The organism is Neobacillus niacini (assembly GCF_023715785.1).
In the GTDB taxonomy this organism is placed as follows: domain Bacteria; phylum Bacillota; class Bacilli; order Bacillales; family Cytobacillaceae; genus Neobacillus; species Neobacillus niacini_E.
The window spans coordinates 750,301-767,506 of the sequence record NZ_JAMBOX010000001.1 but is presented as its reverse complement, the minus strand read 5'-3'; the positions used below and the strand labels follow the sequence as shown (position 1 = coordinate 767,506).

General features: G+C 48.5%; 18 protein-coding genes. 17 read left to right on the top strand and 1 reads right to left on the bottom strand.

The window, feature by feature from the left end:
- The first annotated feature begins 12 nt into the window (after positions 1–12).
- From glpX to prmC, 7 genes are all read left to right on the top strand, one after another.
- A complete protein-coding gene (glpX, locus tag M3234_RS03670) occupies positions 13–972 on the top strand; it encodes a class II fructose-bisphosphatase (RefSeq protein ID WP_262303370.1) in 960 nt (319 codons plus the stop codon).
- Between the two features lie 285 nt (positions 973–1,257).
- Complete coding sequence (rho, locus tag M3234_RS03665; RefSeq protein WP_066310105.1) at positions 1,258–2,523, top strand: transcription termination factor Rho; 1,266 nt, start codon at positions 1,258–1,260, stop codon at positions 2,521–2,523.
- 190 nt (positions 2,524–2,713) lie between these two features.
- A complete protein-coding gene (rpmE, locus tag M3234_RS03660; RefSeq protein WP_262303369.1) occupies positions 2,714–2,920 on the top strand; it encodes a 50S ribosomal protein L31 in 207 nt (68 codons plus the stop codon).
- 117 nt (positions 2,921–3,037) lie between these two features.
- Positions 3,038–3,667, top strand: coding sequence for a thymidine kinase (locus M3234_RS03655; RefSeq protein WP_262303368.1), 630 nt, complete (start codon positions 3,038–3,040; stop codon positions 3,665–3,667).
- Between the two features lie 270 nt (positions 3,668–3,937).
- Entirely contained in the window at positions 3,938–4,459 is a 522-nt protein-coding gene (locus M3234_RS03650) for a hypothetical protein (RefSeq protein WP_262303367.1), read from the top strand.
- Between the two features lie 493 nt (positions 4,460–4,952).
- A complete protein-coding gene (gene prfA / locus M3234_RS03645; RefSeq protein WP_262303366.1) occupies positions 4,953–6,026 on the top strand; it encodes a peptide chain release factor 1 in 1,074 nt (357 codons plus the stop codon).
- Entirely contained in the window at positions 6,019–6,978 is a 960-nt protein-coding gene (gene prmC, locus M3234_RS03640) for a peptide chain release factor N(5)-glutamine methyltransferase (RefSeq protein ID WP_262303365.1), read from the top strand. The genes prfA and prmC overlap by 8 nt, the downstream gene beginning before the upstream one ends.
- A gap of 38 nt (positions 6,979–7,016) precedes the next feature.
- On the opposite strand, the gene M3234_RS03635 is transcribed toward prmC, so the two are convergent.
- A complete protein-coding gene (locus tag M3234_RS03635; protein WP_262303364.1) occupies positions 7,017–8,096 on the bottom strand; it encodes a zinc metalloprotease in 1,080 nt (359 codons plus the stop codon).
- Positions 8,097–8,230: 134 nt separating this feature from the next.
- On the opposite strand from M3234_RS03635, the gene spoIIR reads away from it, so the two are divergent.
- From spoIIR to glyA, 10 genes are all read left to right on the top strand, one after another.
- Entirely contained in the window at positions 8,231–9,274 is a 1,044-nt protein-coding gene (gene spoIIR / locus M3234_RS29660; RefSeq protein ID WP_396953919.1) for a stage II sporulation protein R, read from the top strand.
- A gap of 122 nt (positions 9,275–9,396) precedes the next feature.
- The gene (locus M3234_RS03625; RefSeq protein ID WP_262303363.1) at positions 9,397–10,266 is read left to right on the top strand and encodes an ABC transporter permease subunit; all 870 of its coding nucleotides are present in this window, start codon (positions 9,397–9,399) and stop codon (positions 10,264–10,266) included.
- A complete protein-coding gene (locus M3234_RS03620; protein ID WP_262303362.1) occupies positions 10,263–11,261 on the top strand; it encodes a hypothetical protein in 999 nt (332 codons plus the stop codon). Before M3234_RS03625 ends, M3234_RS03620 begins: the two co-directional genes overlap by 4 nt.
- 110 nt (positions 11,262–11,371) lie before the next feature.
- Positions 11,372–11,818 (top strand): GNAT family N-acetyltransferase, encoded by a 447-nt coding sequence (locus M3234_RS03615; protein WP_262303361.1) that lies wholly within the window; start codon positions 11,372–11,374, stop codon positions 11,816–11,818.
- Between the two features lie 178 nt (positions 11,819–11,996).
- On the top strand, positions 11,997–13,040 hold the full coding sequence (locus M3234_RS03610) for an L-threonylcarbamoyladenylate synthase (RefSeq protein ID WP_262303360.1): 1,044 nt from the start codon (positions 11,997–11,999) through the stop codon (positions 13,038–13,040).
- A 427-nt stretch (positions 13,041–13,467) separates the two neighbouring features.
- On the top strand, positions 13,468–14,025 hold the full coding sequence (locus tag M3234_RS03605; protein ID WP_262303359.1) for a manganese efflux pump MntP: 558 nt from the start codon (positions 13,468–13,470) through the stop codon (positions 14,023–14,025).
- Between the two features lie 58 nt (positions 14,026–14,083).
- Entirely contained in the window at positions 14,084–14,527 is a 444-nt protein-coding gene (locus M3234_RS03600; protein ID WP_285858221.1) for a low molecular weight protein arginine phosphatase, read from the top strand.
- 155 nt (positions 14,528–14,682) lie between these two features.
- Positions 14,683–15,129 carry a ribose 5-phosphate isomerase B gene (gene rpiB / locus M3234_RS03595; RefSeq protein ID WP_262303358.1) on the top strand — a complete coding sequence of 149 codons (447 nt, stop codon included), beginning with the start codon at positions 14,683–14,685 and terminating at the stop codon, positions 15,127–15,129.
- A 29-nt stretch (positions 15,130–15,158) separates the two neighbouring features.
- Positions 15,159–15,725, top strand: coding sequence for a TIGR01440 family protein (locus M3234_RS03590; RefSeq protein ID WP_262303357.1), 567 nt, complete (start codon positions 15,159–15,161; stop codon positions 15,723–15,725).
- Between the two features lie 147 nt (positions 15,726–15,872).
- Positions 15,873–17,114 (top strand): serine hydroxymethyltransferase, encoded by a 1,242-nt coding sequence (gene glyA, locus M3234_RS03585; RefSeq protein WP_262303356.1) that lies wholly within the window; start codon positions 15,873–15,875, stop codon positions 17,112–17,114.
- The last annotated feature ends 92 nt before the right edge of the window (positions 17,115–17,206 follow it).

Genomic DNA, 17,206 nt, shown 5'->3' with positions numbered 1-17,206 from the left:
GGGAATGAAAGCATGGAAAGAAGTTTAACGATGGAGCTGGTTCGCGTTACCGAAGGAGCAGCCTTGGCTTCCGCGCGCTGGATGGGCCGCGGGAAAAAGGATGAAGCCGACGGTGCCGCAACTTCTGCGATGCGCGATGTATTTGACACCGTGCCAATGAAAGGCACTGTCGTGATTGGCGAGGGAGAAATGGACGAGGCGCCGATGCTGTATATTGGTGAAAAGCTTGGAACGGGTTATGGCCCGCGCGTCGATGTGGCCGTGGATCCGCTTGAAGGAACCAATATTTTAGCCTCTGGGGGCTGGAATGCCCTGGCCGTTTTGGCGGTAGCCGACCATGGAAACCTGCTTCATGCTCCGGATATGTATATGGAAAAAATCGCCGTTGGGCCTGAAGCCGTCGGTCTGATTGATATAAACGCTCCAGTGATTGATAACCTGCGGGCTGTCGCAAAGGCGAAAAACAAGGACATTGAGGATGTCGTGGCGACAGTTTTAAACCGTCCGCGCCATGAGCATATCGTTGCCCAGATTCGCGAAGCCGGAGCCCGGATTAAGCTGATTAACGATGGCGACGTGGCCGGTGCTATCAACACCGCTTTCGACAACACCGGTGTGGATATTCTGTTTGGCTCAGGCGGGGCACCTGAGGGTGTTATTTCAGCCGTTGCCCTGAAGTGCCTGGGTGGTGAACTGATCGGAAAACTTCTGCCGCAAAATGATGCCGAGCTTGAGCGCTGCAAAAAGATGGGACTGGATGTCAGCCGTGTCCTGCGCATGGAAGACCTCGTCAAGGGTGACGATGCTATCTTTACCGCAACAGGCGTCACCGACGGCGAATTGTTACGCGGCGTCCAGTTCAAAGGTTCGTATGCTTCAACTCACTCCGTTGTCATGCGCGCAAAATCTGGAACTGTTCGCTTCATCGAAGGCCGCCACAGTTTGAAAAAGAAGCCAAACCTGGTACTATAAGGATCTTACATGGGGCATCCTCTGGTAGGATGCCTCACATAAAAAATAACAACTCCCAATCAATTCCTTCCAGAATGAATTTCCAATTAAATGTTCATAAAAAATTTGGTTGATTAATTTTTTGAAAAGAGGGTAAAATAGGAATTGTTTTAGTTGTTTTTTTCTGCTATTCTATTCATTTCTTTTCACTTCCATTTCATTTCCTCGAATCTACTATATTAACAATCATTTCTCGCCGTGAAAACGAACAGATATGACGGAAAAATTAAAAAGAGTGGTGTACACATGGACTTAACAATTTCAATTTTAGAAAACATGAAGCTGAAGGAGCTTTACGAGCTTGCGCGCGAATATAAAGTGACCTACTACAGCAAATTAACGAAAAAAGAATTAATTTTTGCGATTTTAAAATCCCGCGCCGAACAGCAGGGCTATTTCTTCATGGAAGGCGTCCTCGAAATCATCCAATCCGAAGGCTTCGGATTCTTGCGGCCAATTAACTATTCCCCAAGCTCGGAGGATATTTACATTTCCGCATCGCAAATCCGCCGTTTCGATCTGCGAAATGGAGACAAGGTATCAGGTAAAGTTCGTCCGCCAAAGGAAAATGAACGCTATTTTGGTTTGCTGCACGTGGAAGCGGTCAACGGGGAAGACCCAGAATCGGCAAAGGAACGCGTATACTTCCCGGCATTGACCCCGCTATACCCGAATCGGATGATGCGGTTGGAGACAAGTCAAAAGGCGTTGTCGACTCGGATTATGGACCTCGTCGCCCCAGTCGGTTTTGGCCAGCGTGGCCTGATTGTCGCGCCGCCGAAAGCTGGTAAAACGATGCTGCTGAAGGAGATTGCTAATAGCATTACCACCAACCATCCTGATGTCGAATTAATTGTGCTGCTGATTGACGAACGTCCGGAAGAGGTAACCGACATCGAGCGTTCCGTTGCTGGCGATGTCGTCAGCTCCACGTTTGACGAGGTTCCGGAAAACCATATCAAGGTTGCTGAGCTTGTGCTGGACCGGGCGATGCGCCTTGTGGAGCATAAGCGGGATGTCGTGATTCTTATGGATAGTATTACTCGTTTGGCGCGTGCCTATAACCTAGTGATTCCGCCAAGCGGCCGGACTCTCTCGGGTGGTATTGACCCGGCGGCATTCCACCGTCCGAAGCGGTTCTTCGGGGCTGCCCGTAATATCGAGGAAGGCGGCAGCTTGACGATCCTTGCGACAGCGCTAGTCGACACCGGCTCGCGGATGGATGACGTCATTTATGAGGAATTCAAAGGCACCGGTAACATGGAACTGCACCTTGATCGTCAGCTTGCTGAGCGCCGGATTTTCCCTGCGCTTGATATCCGCCGTTCCGGAACGCGTAAGGAAGAGCTGTTGATTCCGAAGGATCATCTGGACAAGCTATGGGCAATCCGCAAGTCGATGTCCGATTCGCCTGATTTTGCCGAGCGCTTCCTGAAAAAATTGCGCCAGACAAAATCGAATCAGGACTTCTTCGATCAGATCGGCGAAGAATTGAAAATGCGCCGTTCGTAGCTTTTACGGCGTAAACAGGATTTATTTTCCCAAAAAAAGACAGGCTGTTCCTGAAAGTCCCATCTTGCAAATGGCAGGGACGCCTGTTATAATAGCTTCAGTGTGTTTTTAGTAATTGGGTGTTTGTTTTTAGACAGGCACTTTATATAACTCTGTTTCGAATGATTCAGGGCGGAAGGAGATGACAAGAATGAAAGCAGGAATTCATCCAAATTATAAAACAGTAACGGTGTCTTGCGCATGTGGCAACACTTTCGAAAGCGGATCAGTGAAAAAAGAAATTCGCGTTGAAACTTGCTCTGAGTGCCACCCGTTCTATACTGGTCGTCAAAAGTTTGCTGAAGCAGGCGGACGTGTTGACCGATTCAACAAAAAATACGGCCTTAAGCAACAATAATTTTGCGCTCAAGACAGGCAAGCAGATTTTACTACTTGCCTGTTTTTTATTTAAAAAAATCGTGATGTACATAATATAGAAAGTACATGGTTCGTAAGAGGAAGGAGACGCCGTTTTATGTATTTAATGAAGCAAACCGGATGGGTTGAGGTTATCTGCGGCAGTATGTTTTCCGGAAAATCGGAGGAATTGATTCGTCGTGTCCGACGCGCCCAATTTGCCAAACAAAAAATCGCGGTATTTAAACCGAAAATTGATAATCGCTACAGCGACCAATCTGTCGTATCCCATAATGGCTCTTCGTTTCATGCGCGGCCCATTTCCCATTCCATTGAGATTTTGCATCATGTCGAAGCCGACATTGATATTATTGCGATAGATGAAGTACAGTTTTTTGACGAGGGCATCGTGCGTGTCGTGCAGCAGCTGGCCAACAGTGGCCACCGCGTCATTGTCGCCGGGCTTGACCAGGATTTCCGCGGCGAGCCATTCGGACAAATGCCGAATTTGATGGCGATTGCCGAAACCGTGACCAAGCTGCAAGCGGTTTGTACCGTATGCGGCTCCCCGTCGAGCAGAACCCAGCGGTTGATTGACGGCCACCCGGCCTCCTACCATGACCCCGTCATTTTGGTCGGAGCCGCCGAATCCTACGAACCGCGCTGCCGCCACCACCACGAAGTCCCAAAAACCCCTGTCAACCGTGTGTCGGTCCAGGCAGTTCAAGCGGTCGAAGAAAACGTATAAATAGTGTTGTTTTAGAAGGGTGTCAGCTGCACTTTGTGAATATTTCACATGGTGCCTGACACCTTTTGTTGTTTATTGACGGTCGGTATATGAGTAACGATGCCTGCACACCTTTTGCTGATTTGTCACTGTGAGTAGGTGAGGAATGGTGCCTGACACCAATAGCTGGTTTGCCACGGTGTTAAGGTGGTTCAAATGTTTGGAAACATTTCTCTTGTGCGGTTTTGTGTCTAACGAGGGCATGATAGTGGTAGTGGGAGGTGTTTTTTTGTGAAGAAGTGGATGTTTCTCACGGTTACTACGCTGATGATGTTAGGGTTGATGCCTGGCTGTCAGAATGGGCATAAGGCGGATGATGCGGATGAGAAAGATGAGGCTTATGATTTGCGCACGGACCGCTCCGGACCGAATTTTATGTCTAATCGCGATGAGAACCGGACGCCGGATTACATGACGAATCGAGGCAAGAACCGCCAGCATTATGTGGAAGACGATATTACCAACCAGAATCCGAACTTCCTTGACCTCGAAGGGACGGGAAGCGGGGGTGAGGCGGGCGCCAACAACCAGGGCAACGATATTAACAAGGCCAAGCAGGTGATCGCCGATACCGATGAATTTGTAACCGATTCCGTCACAATTAACGGTGACCGCATGTGGGTTTCGGTTTATAAAAAAGGGATGCTGAAGGATCAGGACAAAATTAAGGCAGAAGCCAAACTGCACAAAAAGCTGGTTAGGGCGCTACCGCGCTATAATATTGAGGTTCGGGTACAAGAAGACCGTAGATAGCATGCTCTGGTGACCAGGGCATGTTTTTTTGCGGGGTTTTAAGTGCCTGTCGGGGTACTTTTATTGAAGTTTATTGAAGAGATGTTGCGTTTACCGGTACTTTTTAGGTATTTTCCGGCATGTTCAATCATCTGGCCGGATGCTGTTATAGTTTGCTGGACTGTTTCCGTGATTTTTTGGTCACTTTTGTGGGTTTTCTGGTCGGTTTCCAATATAAATTGGTCGAATTAATGATTTTATTGGTCACTTTCTAAAATATTCTGGTCACCCTAAACAATTCCGAAAATTATCCCTCGCCCTTGGCCGATATTTCCCTCTTATCCCAATCCCCAAAAAGTTCCTACGGTTGAATTTGGTTTTGACTGCAGTTTTCACCTATACTATAATTAGAATGTTATGGACAAAAATGGCTGCCGCCATCAGCCAAAATTAATTTTTTTAAAAATGACTTATGTTAATATAGAAGTTTTCAAATAAATTTGAGGTGAATACAGTGTTTGATCGTCTACAATCGGTGGAGGATCGCTATGAGCGGCTGAACGAGCTGTTGAGCGACCCGGAAGTTATAAATGATTCAAAAAAGCTCCGCGATTATTCAAAGGAGCAGGCGGATATGCAGGAAACAGTGCAAGCGTACCGCCAATATAAGGAAGTGAAGGCCCAGCTGCAGGATGCCAAAGCCATGCTCGAGGAGAAGCTCGATGCGGAAATGCGCGAAATGGTCAAAGAAGAGGTCCATGAGCTGGAGGAGCAGATTGAAGAACTAGAAGGCAAACTAAAAATCTTGCTCATTCCGAAGGACCCGAATGATGATAAGAACGTAATCATGGAGATCCGCGGTGCAGCGGGCGGCGATGAAGCGGCCTTGTTTGCTGGCACGCTTTACCGGATGTACAGCCGCTATGCGGAATCGCAGGGCTGGAAGACGGAAGTCATCGATGCCAATGAGACTGGTCTTGGCGGCTATAAAGAGATTATTTTTATGATCAATGGACAAGGGGCTTTTTCGAAGCTGAAATATGAAAATGGCGCGCACCGGGTGCAGCGGGTGCCGGAAACCGAGTCTGGCGGCCGGATTCATACGTCAACAGCGACAGTGGCGACGCTGCCGGAAGTGGAGGAATTCGATATTGAAATTAATGATAAAGACATCCGCTTTGATACGTTTGCATCGAGCGGCGCCGGCGGACAGAGCGTTAACACGACGATGTCAGCGGTGCGTTTGACGCATATTCCGACCGGGATTGTGGCGACATCTCAGGACGAACGTTCCCAGCATAAAAACAAGGACAAGGCGATGAAGATCCTCCGTGCGCGGGTATATGACAAGTTCCAGCAGGAAGCCCAGGCCGAGTACGACCAGGTGCGGAAATCGGCGGTTGGTACCGGTGACCGTTCCGAGCGGATTCGAACGTACAACTATCCGCAAAACCGGGTGACCGACCACCGCATCGGATTGACGATCCAAAAGCTTGACCAAATCATCGAGGGCAAGCTGGATGAAATTATCGAAGCCTTGGTGCTCGATGATCAGGCGAGAAGATTGGAAAATGCGTCAAATGAGTAAGAAGGTGTTTGAAGCTCTTAAATGGGCTTCTTCTTTTTTAGTTGCAAAGGGACGGGATGAGAACGCGGGCGAATTGCTGCTCCGCCATTTCACCGGGATGTCGCGGGCGCAGCTGTTTGCCAACGTGCGCGATGATCTCCAGCCGGGGGTGTGGGAGCCCTTTGAAAAAGCGGTCCATGACCACGCAGCTGGAATTCCCGTTCAATATATCATCGGAACAGAGGAATTTTACGGGCGCAGCTTCGTCGTCACGCCAGAGGTTCTCATCCCCCGGCCGGAAACCGAAGAATTGGTCTACGGGACATTACAGCGGATGAAGCGGCTGTTTGACATGCGTGATCCCAAGCAGGGAGAAATAAGGCTAGCTGATATTGGAACCGGCAGCGGAGCAATAGCAATCACACTTAAACTTGAGTGGTGTCCACCTGAGACGGACAAAATGGACATTTGTCCACGGGTGGTGCCTGACACCAAAAGTGACACCAAAAGTGACATCTGCACTATGTCTGTGTTGGCAACCGATATTGCAGGGCCATCACTTGCGATCGCAAAGGACAATGCTCGACGTCTGGGGGCAGATGTTGAGTTCCTCCAAGGGGATTTACTACGGCCGTTCATTGAGCGCGGCGAGAGGTTGGATGTGGTGGTGTCCAATCCGCCGTATATTCCGGTTGGCGACATGGAGTCGATGTCGGAGGTAGTGACGGAGCATGAGCCGCATCGGGCGTTGTTTGCCGGGGCGGATGGCCTTGATTTTTACCGGCGGTTTATGGTGGAGCTTCCAAAGGTGCTCGCGCCGAGCGCGCTCGTATGTTTCGAGATTGGGGCCGGTCAGGGCGAAGCGGTAGCGGAGCTTTTTCGAAAAACTTTCACGGACGTCAAGGTGGAGGTTGTCAATGATATTAACGGCAAGGACCGGATGGTGTTTGTGGAGATCGGGTTTGAGATTTAGGAATAAACAAATAAACAAAAAAGCCCAGAGCAGTGGGTTCATACCAGGCTCTGGGCTTTTGCATGGATTTTTTCCTCAACTAGCCTTGTTAAAGTCTTTTCCGCCTTGAAAAATCCGTAAAGGGCTTCATTTTCATCAATGATTTGATAGACCTTTTGTAAATACAGGGCCGCGGCTGCTGCGTCATTCTGTAGGTGGGCGATTATCACTTTGCCTCTGTAAAATGATACAGGTTCCAACTTTGACAGGCTCTGCTGCAGCCCGACGATTTTTTCAACGGAAGTGCCGCCCTCACTCTCAAAGAAGCAGGTCAGCTGCTGCATATGAATTAGGAATCCAAGACTGAATTGATTCTTTTTGTTGATCGGAATCGCCTGATACCGAGCCATCGCGTTCACTGCGGACGGAAACCCATTTCTCGCAATCTCAAAGTAGTAGAGGAGCAACGCATACTGAAGATTTTCAATGGAGGCATCTTTTTCTTTGGCCCGTCGAATATACTCCTGGTTCCATTCGCTTGGCGGCTTTTGGCTGAGCAACTCTTTTGAGACCAACAAATCTTCCAATAATTGCTGTGACTTTTCGCTCTTGCTTAGCAACGTCAACAGGACAAGCCCATCGGATTTCAATCCGATTTTACTTGGAATGATGGTGGCGAGGAATAAGCTGGCATTCATAATCGCTGCCAGCATGAAAAAGTCAAGTGATGTCCATCGATGGCTTAGAAAACTTGCCCCTGCTGTCACCAATGATAAAGTCGGTCCGCCAGCCGTAAACAAAGCCCAATTCTTTTTCAAGACTTCCGGCTTTATTTGCTGCGGCGGTAGCATCATCGCGACTCCCCCGAAAAATGGCCAACTCAAGTTTTCCTTCCACTTTACACCGCTTACCGTGTTTTCAATCCGTAAGGGTCCGACGATGAAGAAGCCAAAGTTGAAGCGGCTCAGCTTTCCGAACAGCACATGACCGAGTTCATGCAGGACAATTGCCAGCCACCCGGTGGTCAGAAGCGTTGTCAGTAACGCTGTGGTTTCATGTGTCGGTTGATAGAATAAACCCGCTAACAGAAATAATAAGGCAAAAATCGAGACATATTTAGGTGTCAATCCGGCTTTCATGTTACTTTCCCTCCACTTGCGCAAGTATTTCCTTCCTCATTATACCAAATCTATTTTTTGAAAATAAAAATTACTAGTTTAAGATTCTGGCATTTTGTCCACAATGTTAAAGCAAAGGGAAGGGAGTGCCAGAGATGAGAGGGAAATTGGTAGTTTGGAGTTATTTGCTTGTTTTATCGTTAGCCACGATATTAAATTTATATATGCCAAAAACGGAGGCGGCCGAGAAGGAGTCGATTGTGATTCCGGGGGAAGCGATTCGGCTTCGGATTCTCGCCAATAGCGATTTTGAAAAAGATCAGGCCATTAAGCGCAAGGTGCGTGACGCGGTTAACGCGCAGATTACCCTTTGGGTGCAGGACTTGACCTCAATGGAGAAGGCGCGCGAGGTGCTGAATGCCAAGCTGCCTGAGATTCAGGGGATCGCGGAAAAAGTGGTGGCCGAGCAAGGGTCGGACCAGTCAGTGAAGGTCGAGTTCGGCGAGGTGCAGTTTCCAACGAAGCTATACGGCCAGTATCTCTATCCGGCCGGAAAATACCAGGCGATTTTGATCACCCTTGGCAAGGGCGAAGGGGCGAACTGGTGGTGCGTGCTGTACCCGCCGTTATGCTTCCTTGATTTTTCAAATGGGGTTGCCGTAAGCGAGGGGTTCGACGAGAAGAAAGGCTCTAAAAAAAGTACCGCTGAAGTTGCGAAGACGGAGACTAAACCAGAGGAGGAAACCTCAAAAAAGCAGCCACAGCCAGTAGCCACGGAAACCCCAGAGAAGAAGGTACAGCCAGAAGCAAACTCAGACAACCAGCCACAGCAGAAAGCAACGGAAGAGACCGAGAAGCAGCCACAGTCGAAAGCTGCTGAAAAGACGGAGAAGCAACAAGTCGCAAAGAAACCGGTTGAGCAAGAGACAATGCGGAAGCAAAGTCAGAAAAAGGCCCAAGCAAAATCACCAGTTAAGCCGGCCGCCAAAACCGAACACGATTTAAAGAAACAGAAAGCATTGTTTGATGAGGAAGCAACGGTAGCGGATGAGGCTGATTCAAAATCAGAGGCTGTGAATAAAAAAGAGAATCCGGCAAAAAAGGAAGCGAAGAAGGATTCCGTGTATGTTTCCGAAGACGAACAACCGGTTAAAGTGAAGTTTTTTGTAGTAGAGATGTGGGAGAAAATGATGAATTAAATGGGATGAAAGACACATGGGCTGTGAAAAACACCATGTGTCTTTTTTTATTTTAATAAAAAGGAAATTGGCTTTTTTTGGAGAATTTAATATAGGTCTTTTTATAGAGAGGAATGTTGAATTTGCTGAAAAATATCTTGTATCTGCCGGTGCGGCTCATTCTGATCATAGCGGGATTTTTATTTGTGGTGAAACTGCCTTTCTTATTGGGTTTCGATAGTGAAAGGGGCAAAGCGGAACTCGATTTTGCCGGCTTTGGTGAGGCGTACAGGTACGCAGTCAAGTCATTCATTGACATGGTTGGAATTAGGGAGCTAAAGCAATATCTTGCTGGTGATGGGCTAGAAAGTTATTTATATACAATGAATATCCTATCAGTTTCGATTTTGGTGGTTGTGATTGCCGGCATTGTCGGAGCTGTCGTCATCATGCTGCTGCCGCAGAAAATCCGAAAACCACTCACAGGCATTGTCAATTTTACGGCGACAGCCCCGGAATTGCTGATTATTTTCCTACTGCAATACTTGGTCATTTATATTTACAAGACGTACCATATCAAGCTGTTCAGTTTATATGGGTTTTTTAACGCGTCACCCAAATTTGCGCCGATTTTCATTGCCTCGTTTCTACCGGCGATTTTTTACATTCAGTTGGTCGTGAAGGAATTTTTAAACGAAGAACAGCAGGAGTATGTCTTGTTTGCACGGTCGAAGGGACTGAACTATAAGATCATTTACTTGAAGCATATCTATCGCAACATTGCCCCATACTGTCTTATTCATTTTCGGATTGTCGTATGGTTCTTGCTCACAAATATTTATGTGATGGAATATCTGTTTTCGCTAAAAGGCTTTATGCTGGGGATGTTCCAATTTTCCGATGCGGGTTATCTCATTGCGCTGCTTATGTTTGCAGTCCCGATTTTGCTCGCGACTGGACTTGGTAAGGTGGGGACCTTCTTATTGAATCGAAAGGAAAAAACTACGTTATGAACCTACTTAAATACAAACGGACCATCGTGGGGATCCTCCTTTTGGCTGGGCTGTTGATTCTGAGTTTTTTGTATCCGATGTATGGGCCAAAGGATTTTGGCAAAATGACGTTTATTTATGATGGAAATGGAAAGCTAATTGGCGTCCCGCCCCTTCCGCCTTCCTTTGAACATCCATTTGGTATCGATCGGAATGGGCAGGACATCCTGTTAATGATGATTTCGGGAGCGAAATATACCCTCATTATGGCCTTTGGAATCACGTTGTTACGAGTATTCTTTGGTGGAATGATCGGAATCATCCTTTCCTTATGGGCTCGCCGGATTCTTCCGGCTGTAAAAGATTTTCTGCTTGTCTTTCAACTGGTGCCATCAATCGTCTTGACCTTGCCGCTCATTGCTCAGTCGATCAGCAAACAAGACTTCATTTATCAGTTCCTGCTGTACCAAATGATGATTTTAGTCATCGTTGGCATACCGGCAATTATCACGGTGACAACGGACATTATTGAAAAATTAAAAGGAGAAACCTTTATTCAAAGCTCGTATTTAATGGGTGCAGGCCATTTTCATGTATTGAAAACACAGCTTAAGCCCTTTTTAAAATCGTATGGTTTAATAATCGGGCTGCAGCATTTTATCAATTCACTGGGGCTCATGATGTTCCTTGGGGCATTTCGAATCTATATAGGCGGTTTTTCTACGGAAGAAGTCCGTGGATTAGAAATCCCGAATTCCTATACGAAGGAATGGGCTGGATTAATTGGACAAAATTTTGGGGAATTTACACGGGCTCCGTGGATTGTGTTAGCTCCGTTGTTCTCATACTTTTTTATTATCCTCATCATCAATATGATAAAAAAAGAACTGGAAACAGGGATGGACCCTAACATGGCAGGCTCTTCTCTTAAGAGGAAAACAACAAAGCAGAAAAAAATAGAAGTCAAGAATAGGCCGTCTGGCTCGGATTTTTCATTGCAGCGTCATCATACGTAGGAAAAACGGCAGGTTCGCGTATCTCGGAATTGGAAATTTACTAGATTTTGTTCTACTTCCTCTATTTTTTCATAGTAATAGAGTAGAATCGAAAAAATGAGGTGTAGTGGATGCAGGCGTTGATTCGCAAGGCTGGAAAAGAAGATCTTGAAGGACTGCGTGAGTTTCTGACAAGGGCAAAGCTTGGGACGGATGGACTAACCGAGGAGAGTATGGGGTCGTTTTTGCTGCTGGAGGATGAGGCAGGTGATTTAAAAGGTACGCTCGGCATGGATGTATACGGGGAGTTTGGGCTGCTGCGCTCATTGGTCGTGTCGGCGGGACAAGCGGAGAAGGAAATTTTGATTTTGTTCGATCGGATGGTGGCGCTCGCCAAAGAAAAGGGATTGACTGGCTTGTTTTTGGCAACTAATAAAAGTGCGGCCTTGCCGTTTTTTGAATTGATGGGTTTTAAGAAGATTGGGCGCGGTGAATTGCCGGTGGTGTTTTACCAATCTGAGCACATTCGACAAGTTCTAAATGTGGATAACTCGCTATTTTTGCGCTTCAACCTCTGATAATGTGGATATAACTCCAAAGTTATCCACTTTTTCGGCTTAGTTATGCACAAATTGTGGATAACACTTGTATTTATGCCCACCTTCTTTTATACTTGCAAACGTACTTAGTCAAAAAATCAGCGTAAATTCGTCAAATTTCGATAAAAGATTTACAGATTCTGAAGGTGGAAAAATCATGGATACAAAAGTGTGGAAAGTGGATAAGTATGTGGATAAATTGGAGAGTAATCCACAAGTTGTGGATGCCGCCGATTTTTTGCAGGAAAACGAAGTGGTGGCGATGCCGACGGAAACCGTTTACGGACTGGCCGGCAATGCCGAAAACGACGAGGCAGTGGCAAAAATTTTTGCCGCCAAGGGCCGGCCTGGGGATAATCCGTTAATTATTCATATTGCCGATCGCGGTCAGTTGGACGGGTTTGTGGCGGAAGTCCCCGAGACGGCTTCGGATTTGATGGATGCGTTTTGGCCGGGGCCGCTGACGATTATTTTTAAAAAGAAGGATGGAGTGCTGTCGGAAAAAGCGACGGCTGGCCTAGAGACGGTGGCGGTCCGGATGCCGGATCACCCGATAGCCTTGGCGCTCTTGCGGGTGTCAGGCCTGCCGATTGCCGCACCTAGCGCGAACAGTTCGGGGAAGCCGAGCCCGACGACTGCTGGACACGTGCTCGATGATTTGGCTGGGAAAATTGCCGGTGTGGTTGATGGCGGGCCGACCGGGGTTGGCGTGGAGTCGACGGTGGTCGATTGCACAGAGGGTGTTCCTGTGATTTTGCGCCCGGGCGGAGTGACCAGGGAGCAGTTGGAAGCGGTGGTGGGCGAGGTTCGGGTCGACCCGGCGCTGGCAGGTGAAGGATCGCGGCCGAAATCGCCGGGGATGAAGTACACCCACTATGCGCCGAACGCACCGTTGTATTTGGTGTCAGGCAGCAGGGAGTTTTTGCAAGGGCTAGTGGCGGAAAAGCGTGTTGAAGGCTTGCGGGTCGGGGTGCTGGCCACCGAGGAGTCGGCGGAGTTTTATGACGCAGACCTTGTTTTGGCCTGCGGGAAGCGGGCGGAGCTGGAGACGGTGGCGGCCGCGCTCTATGATGTGTTGCGCAAGTTTAATGCGCATGGTGTCGATGTCATTTTTAGCGAAATGTTCCCGGTGGATGGCGTCGGGCATGCGATCATGAACCGGCTGCAAAAAGCGGCGGGGAATAAAATAATGGTTGAATAAGTGCGGAATGGCACCAGGTTCCTTTTTTTATGAGGGGCTTGGTGTTTTTTTGTTGTGGTGGGGATTTTACCTATTGGACTGAAGGAGGGAGCTAATCGGTAAAAGCGTTTTATTTTACCTATTTGGTGGCGGGAAAGGGGTCAACGGTAAAAAAGAAGGGTTTATTTTACCCGTTGAGGGGTCATAGAAGGGGTCAACGGTAAAAAAGAAGGGTTTATTTTACCCGTTGAAGGGTCAAAGAAGAGGGTAGCGATAAAAAGAAAGGCCCTGTGTTTCCTCATTGAAGGCTTAAAAGGGTCATTGGTCAAAATAATTTATCAAGGAAGGAACTTTGCGACGAGCACCCACACCCATTTCCCCATTCAGCTTCTAAATCACTTTGGACGTGCATATGCTTAATTAGTTAGTCCAAGGGGTGAAGGCAAAAATGGCAGGGATGGTTGGTGAAATCGTAACACTCATCTTGATGGCGGCAGCACTGGGAATGGATGCGTTCTCGGTGGGGCTTGGCATGGGAATGTACAAGCTGCGGCTGCGCAAGATTTTTGAAATTGGAATCACAATCGGGCTGTTTCACGTGATGATGCCGCTCGCTGGAATAACGGCAGGAAGGTTTTTGTCGGAAAAATTTGGCGCCCTGGCCACGTTTATTGGCGGACTGTTGCTCGTCGTGCTGGGCTTGCAGATGATTTGGGCGAGTCTGAAAAAGGATGATGAAAAAGTCATTACCCCGGTCGGTTTTGGCTTGCTTCTGTTTGCCCTCAGCGTCAGCCTAGATAGCTTTTCGGTAGGGCTCACCCTTGGGATTTACGGCGCCAAGACGGTGCTGGTGCTTTTGTGCTTTGGTATTATGGCCACCGTGCAAACATGGGCCGGGCTCCTCCTCGGCCGAAAGGTGCGCGGCTGGATTGGTTCTTATAGCGAGGCGCTGGGCGGGGCGATCCTGCTCGGGTTTGGGGTTAAGTTGATTATGATCTTCTGGTAACAGGGGGGTTTGGATTTAGGACAAATTGTTTTATAATAGGGAAAAAGGGGGTGTCATTTTGCAGCAGCGAATTCTATTTGTTTGCACGGGAAATACGTGCCGCAGTCCGATGGCCGAGGCGATTTTGAAGCATAAAGGGCTTGAAGGAATTGAGGTGAGGTCCGCAGGGATTTATGCGGCATCCGGCAGCGAGGCATCGCCCAACGCAAAACAGGTGCTTGATGACAACAACATCGCTCACAACCATCGCTCGACCCTATTGTCAAGAGACGAAGTGGACTGGGCCGACTTGATTTTAACAATGACAGCCTCGCATAAATACGCGATCGGGCAGCAGCACCCGCGGGCGATTGAAAAAACTTTCACCCTGAAGGAATACGTTGACGAGCCCGGGGACCCCGATGTCAGCGACCCGTATGGCGGCAGTCTGGCTACCTACGAATATACCTATAAGCAACTTGAAAAACTGATCGACAAAGTGATTGAAAAATTGAAGCAATAACAGGCCTCCTTAGTAAAAAAGGGGGCTTTTTATTTGCGCTGCGCCTCATCAATCGCTTAGGTTTGAGAGTTTCCATTATTTGCACTTGTCCCTTTCTATTTTTGCGGTGCTATGTCAAAATTAAGGGTATGAATAATTGACAGGGGGTAGTTTTAATGAAAGTAGCATTGGCATCTGATCATGGCGGAATAAACATCCGCAAGGAAATCGCCAGCCTGATGGATGAGTTGAAGATTGAATATGTGGATTTTGGCTGTGATTGTGAGACATCGGTCGATTATCCGGACTATGCGCTGCCAGTTGCGGAAAAAGTGGCGAGCGGTGAATTTGACCGCGGGATCCTGATATGCGGCACCGGCATTGGCATGAGCATTGCCGCCAACAAGGTGAAAGGCATTCGCTGCGCCCTTGTGCACGATACGTTTAGCGCGAAAGCAACCCGGGCTCATAATGACAGCAACATGCTTGCGATGGGCGAGCGCGTGATCGGTCCCGGCCTGGCACGGGAGATTGCCCAAATTTGGCTGACCGGCGAATACGAAGGCGGCCGCCACGCCAACCGCGTTGGAAAAATTACCGAGTATGAGAACAAGCACCTCTAGGGGGCACCTTTGACAAGGGGGCAAGATCGATGATTCAACAATGGGAAACCGAACTGGAACAACTGTTGACAGAGTTTAAAGAACAGGCAACGCTCGTAGCGGGCCAGCTGTTGGTGGTCGGCTGCAGCACAAGCGAGGTCATCGGTGAGCGCATCGGGACGGCCGGCACGTTGGAAGTGGCGGAAATGATCTTTCGCCAGCTGCGGAAACTTCAGGCCGCCACCGGGATTCACCTTGCGTTTCAATGCTGCGAGCACCTGAATCGGGCGCTTGTACTGGAGCGTTCCGTTGCTTTGCAGAGAGGCTATGACGAGGTGTCGGTTGTCCCGGTCCGCAATGCCGGCGGGGCGATGGCCACCTATGCGTTTGAAAAATTGGACGATGCAGTTGTGGTCGAATTTATCAAGGCCGAGGCCGGGATCGATATCGGTCACACGTTGATCGGCATGCACCTGAAACATGTAGCCGTCCCTGTCCGCGTCAAGCAGAAAACGGTCGGACACGCCTATGTAACGTTGGCGAAAACGCGTCCAAAGCTCATCGGCGGCACACGGGCGGTGTACGAACGGAACAAGGAAAATACGAGCTGCAGCTAATCGGGGAGTTCTTTTTTAAAAAAGAAAATACGAACATTAATTGTGATAATTTAGAAAACTTCCGTGTGTACGAAAACGGAAAACCCTGATACAATAAAGAAGGAATTTTCACACATTTTGATTTATACATAATGGGGGGATTGGAGCATGAAGCATTTGTCTAAAGCGGACGAGCAGGTTTTTCAAGCGATTCAGCAGGAATTGGGCCGTCAGCGTTCAAAAATTGAATTGATTGCCTCAGAAAACTTTGTCAGCGAAGCGGTTATGGAGGCGCAAGGATCTGTTTTAACCAATAAATATGCAGAAGGCTATCCGGGGCGCCGTTATTATGGCGGCTGCGAGTATGTCGACATCGTCGAGGATTTGGCCCGCCAGCGCGCTAAGCAAATTTTTGGAGCGGAATACGTCAATGTTCAGCCGCATTCTGGCGCTCAGGCGAACATGGCCGTTTACTTCACCATCCTTGAGCAGGGAGACACCGTGCTCGGCATGAACCTGTCCCACGGCGGCCACTTGACACACGGCAGCCCGGTCAACTTCAGTGGTATTCAATATAACTTTGTTGAATATGGTGTTGATGCGGAAACACACCGCATTGATTATGAGGATGTTCGCGCGAAAGCACTTGAGCACAAGCCGAAGCTGATCGTCGCCGGGGCTTCTGCCTACCCACGTGAAATCGATTTTGCCAAGTTCCGTGAAATCGCGGATGAGGTTGGCGCTTATTTAATGGTCGACATGGCGCACATCGCTGGTCTAGTGGCAGCAGGCCTGCACCAAAATCCGGTGCCATATGCCGACTTTGTTACGACCACAACCCATAAAACCCTTCGCGGTCCGCGCGGCGGGATGATTCTTTGCAAAGAAGAATGGGGCAAGAAAATCGACAAATCGATCTTCCCTGGCATTCAGGGCGGCCCGCTCATGCACGTGATTGCCGCGAAGGCTGTAGCCTTTGGCGAAGCACTGCAGGACAGCTTTAAAGAGTACGCAGGCAAAATTATCGCCAATGCCCAACGCTTGGCGGAGAGCCTGCAGGGGGAAGGCCTGAAGCTTGTTTCCGGCGGTACGGACAACCACTTGCTGCTTGTGGATGTGACGACGCTTGGTTTGACAGGAAAAGTCGCTGAAAAAGTGCTCGACGAAATCGGGATTACCGTTAACAAAAATACGATTCCGTTTGACCAAAACAGCCCGTTCGTTACCAGCGGCATCCGCATCGGGACGGCAGCTGTCACAAGCCGCGGCTTTGGTCTGGAAGACATGGACGAAATTGCTTCGATCATCGCGTTTACGTTGAAAAATCATGAAGATGAAGCCAAGCTTGACGAGGCACGGGGACGTGTTGAAGCGTTAACAAGCAGATTTACGCTTTATCCAGAATATTAACAGCAGGAATCGGCCTTACTAATAGTAGGGCCGATTTTTTTGGATATGAGGGGAACAAGGCCAGTTGATTTTTTTTGAAAAATCGAACTTAG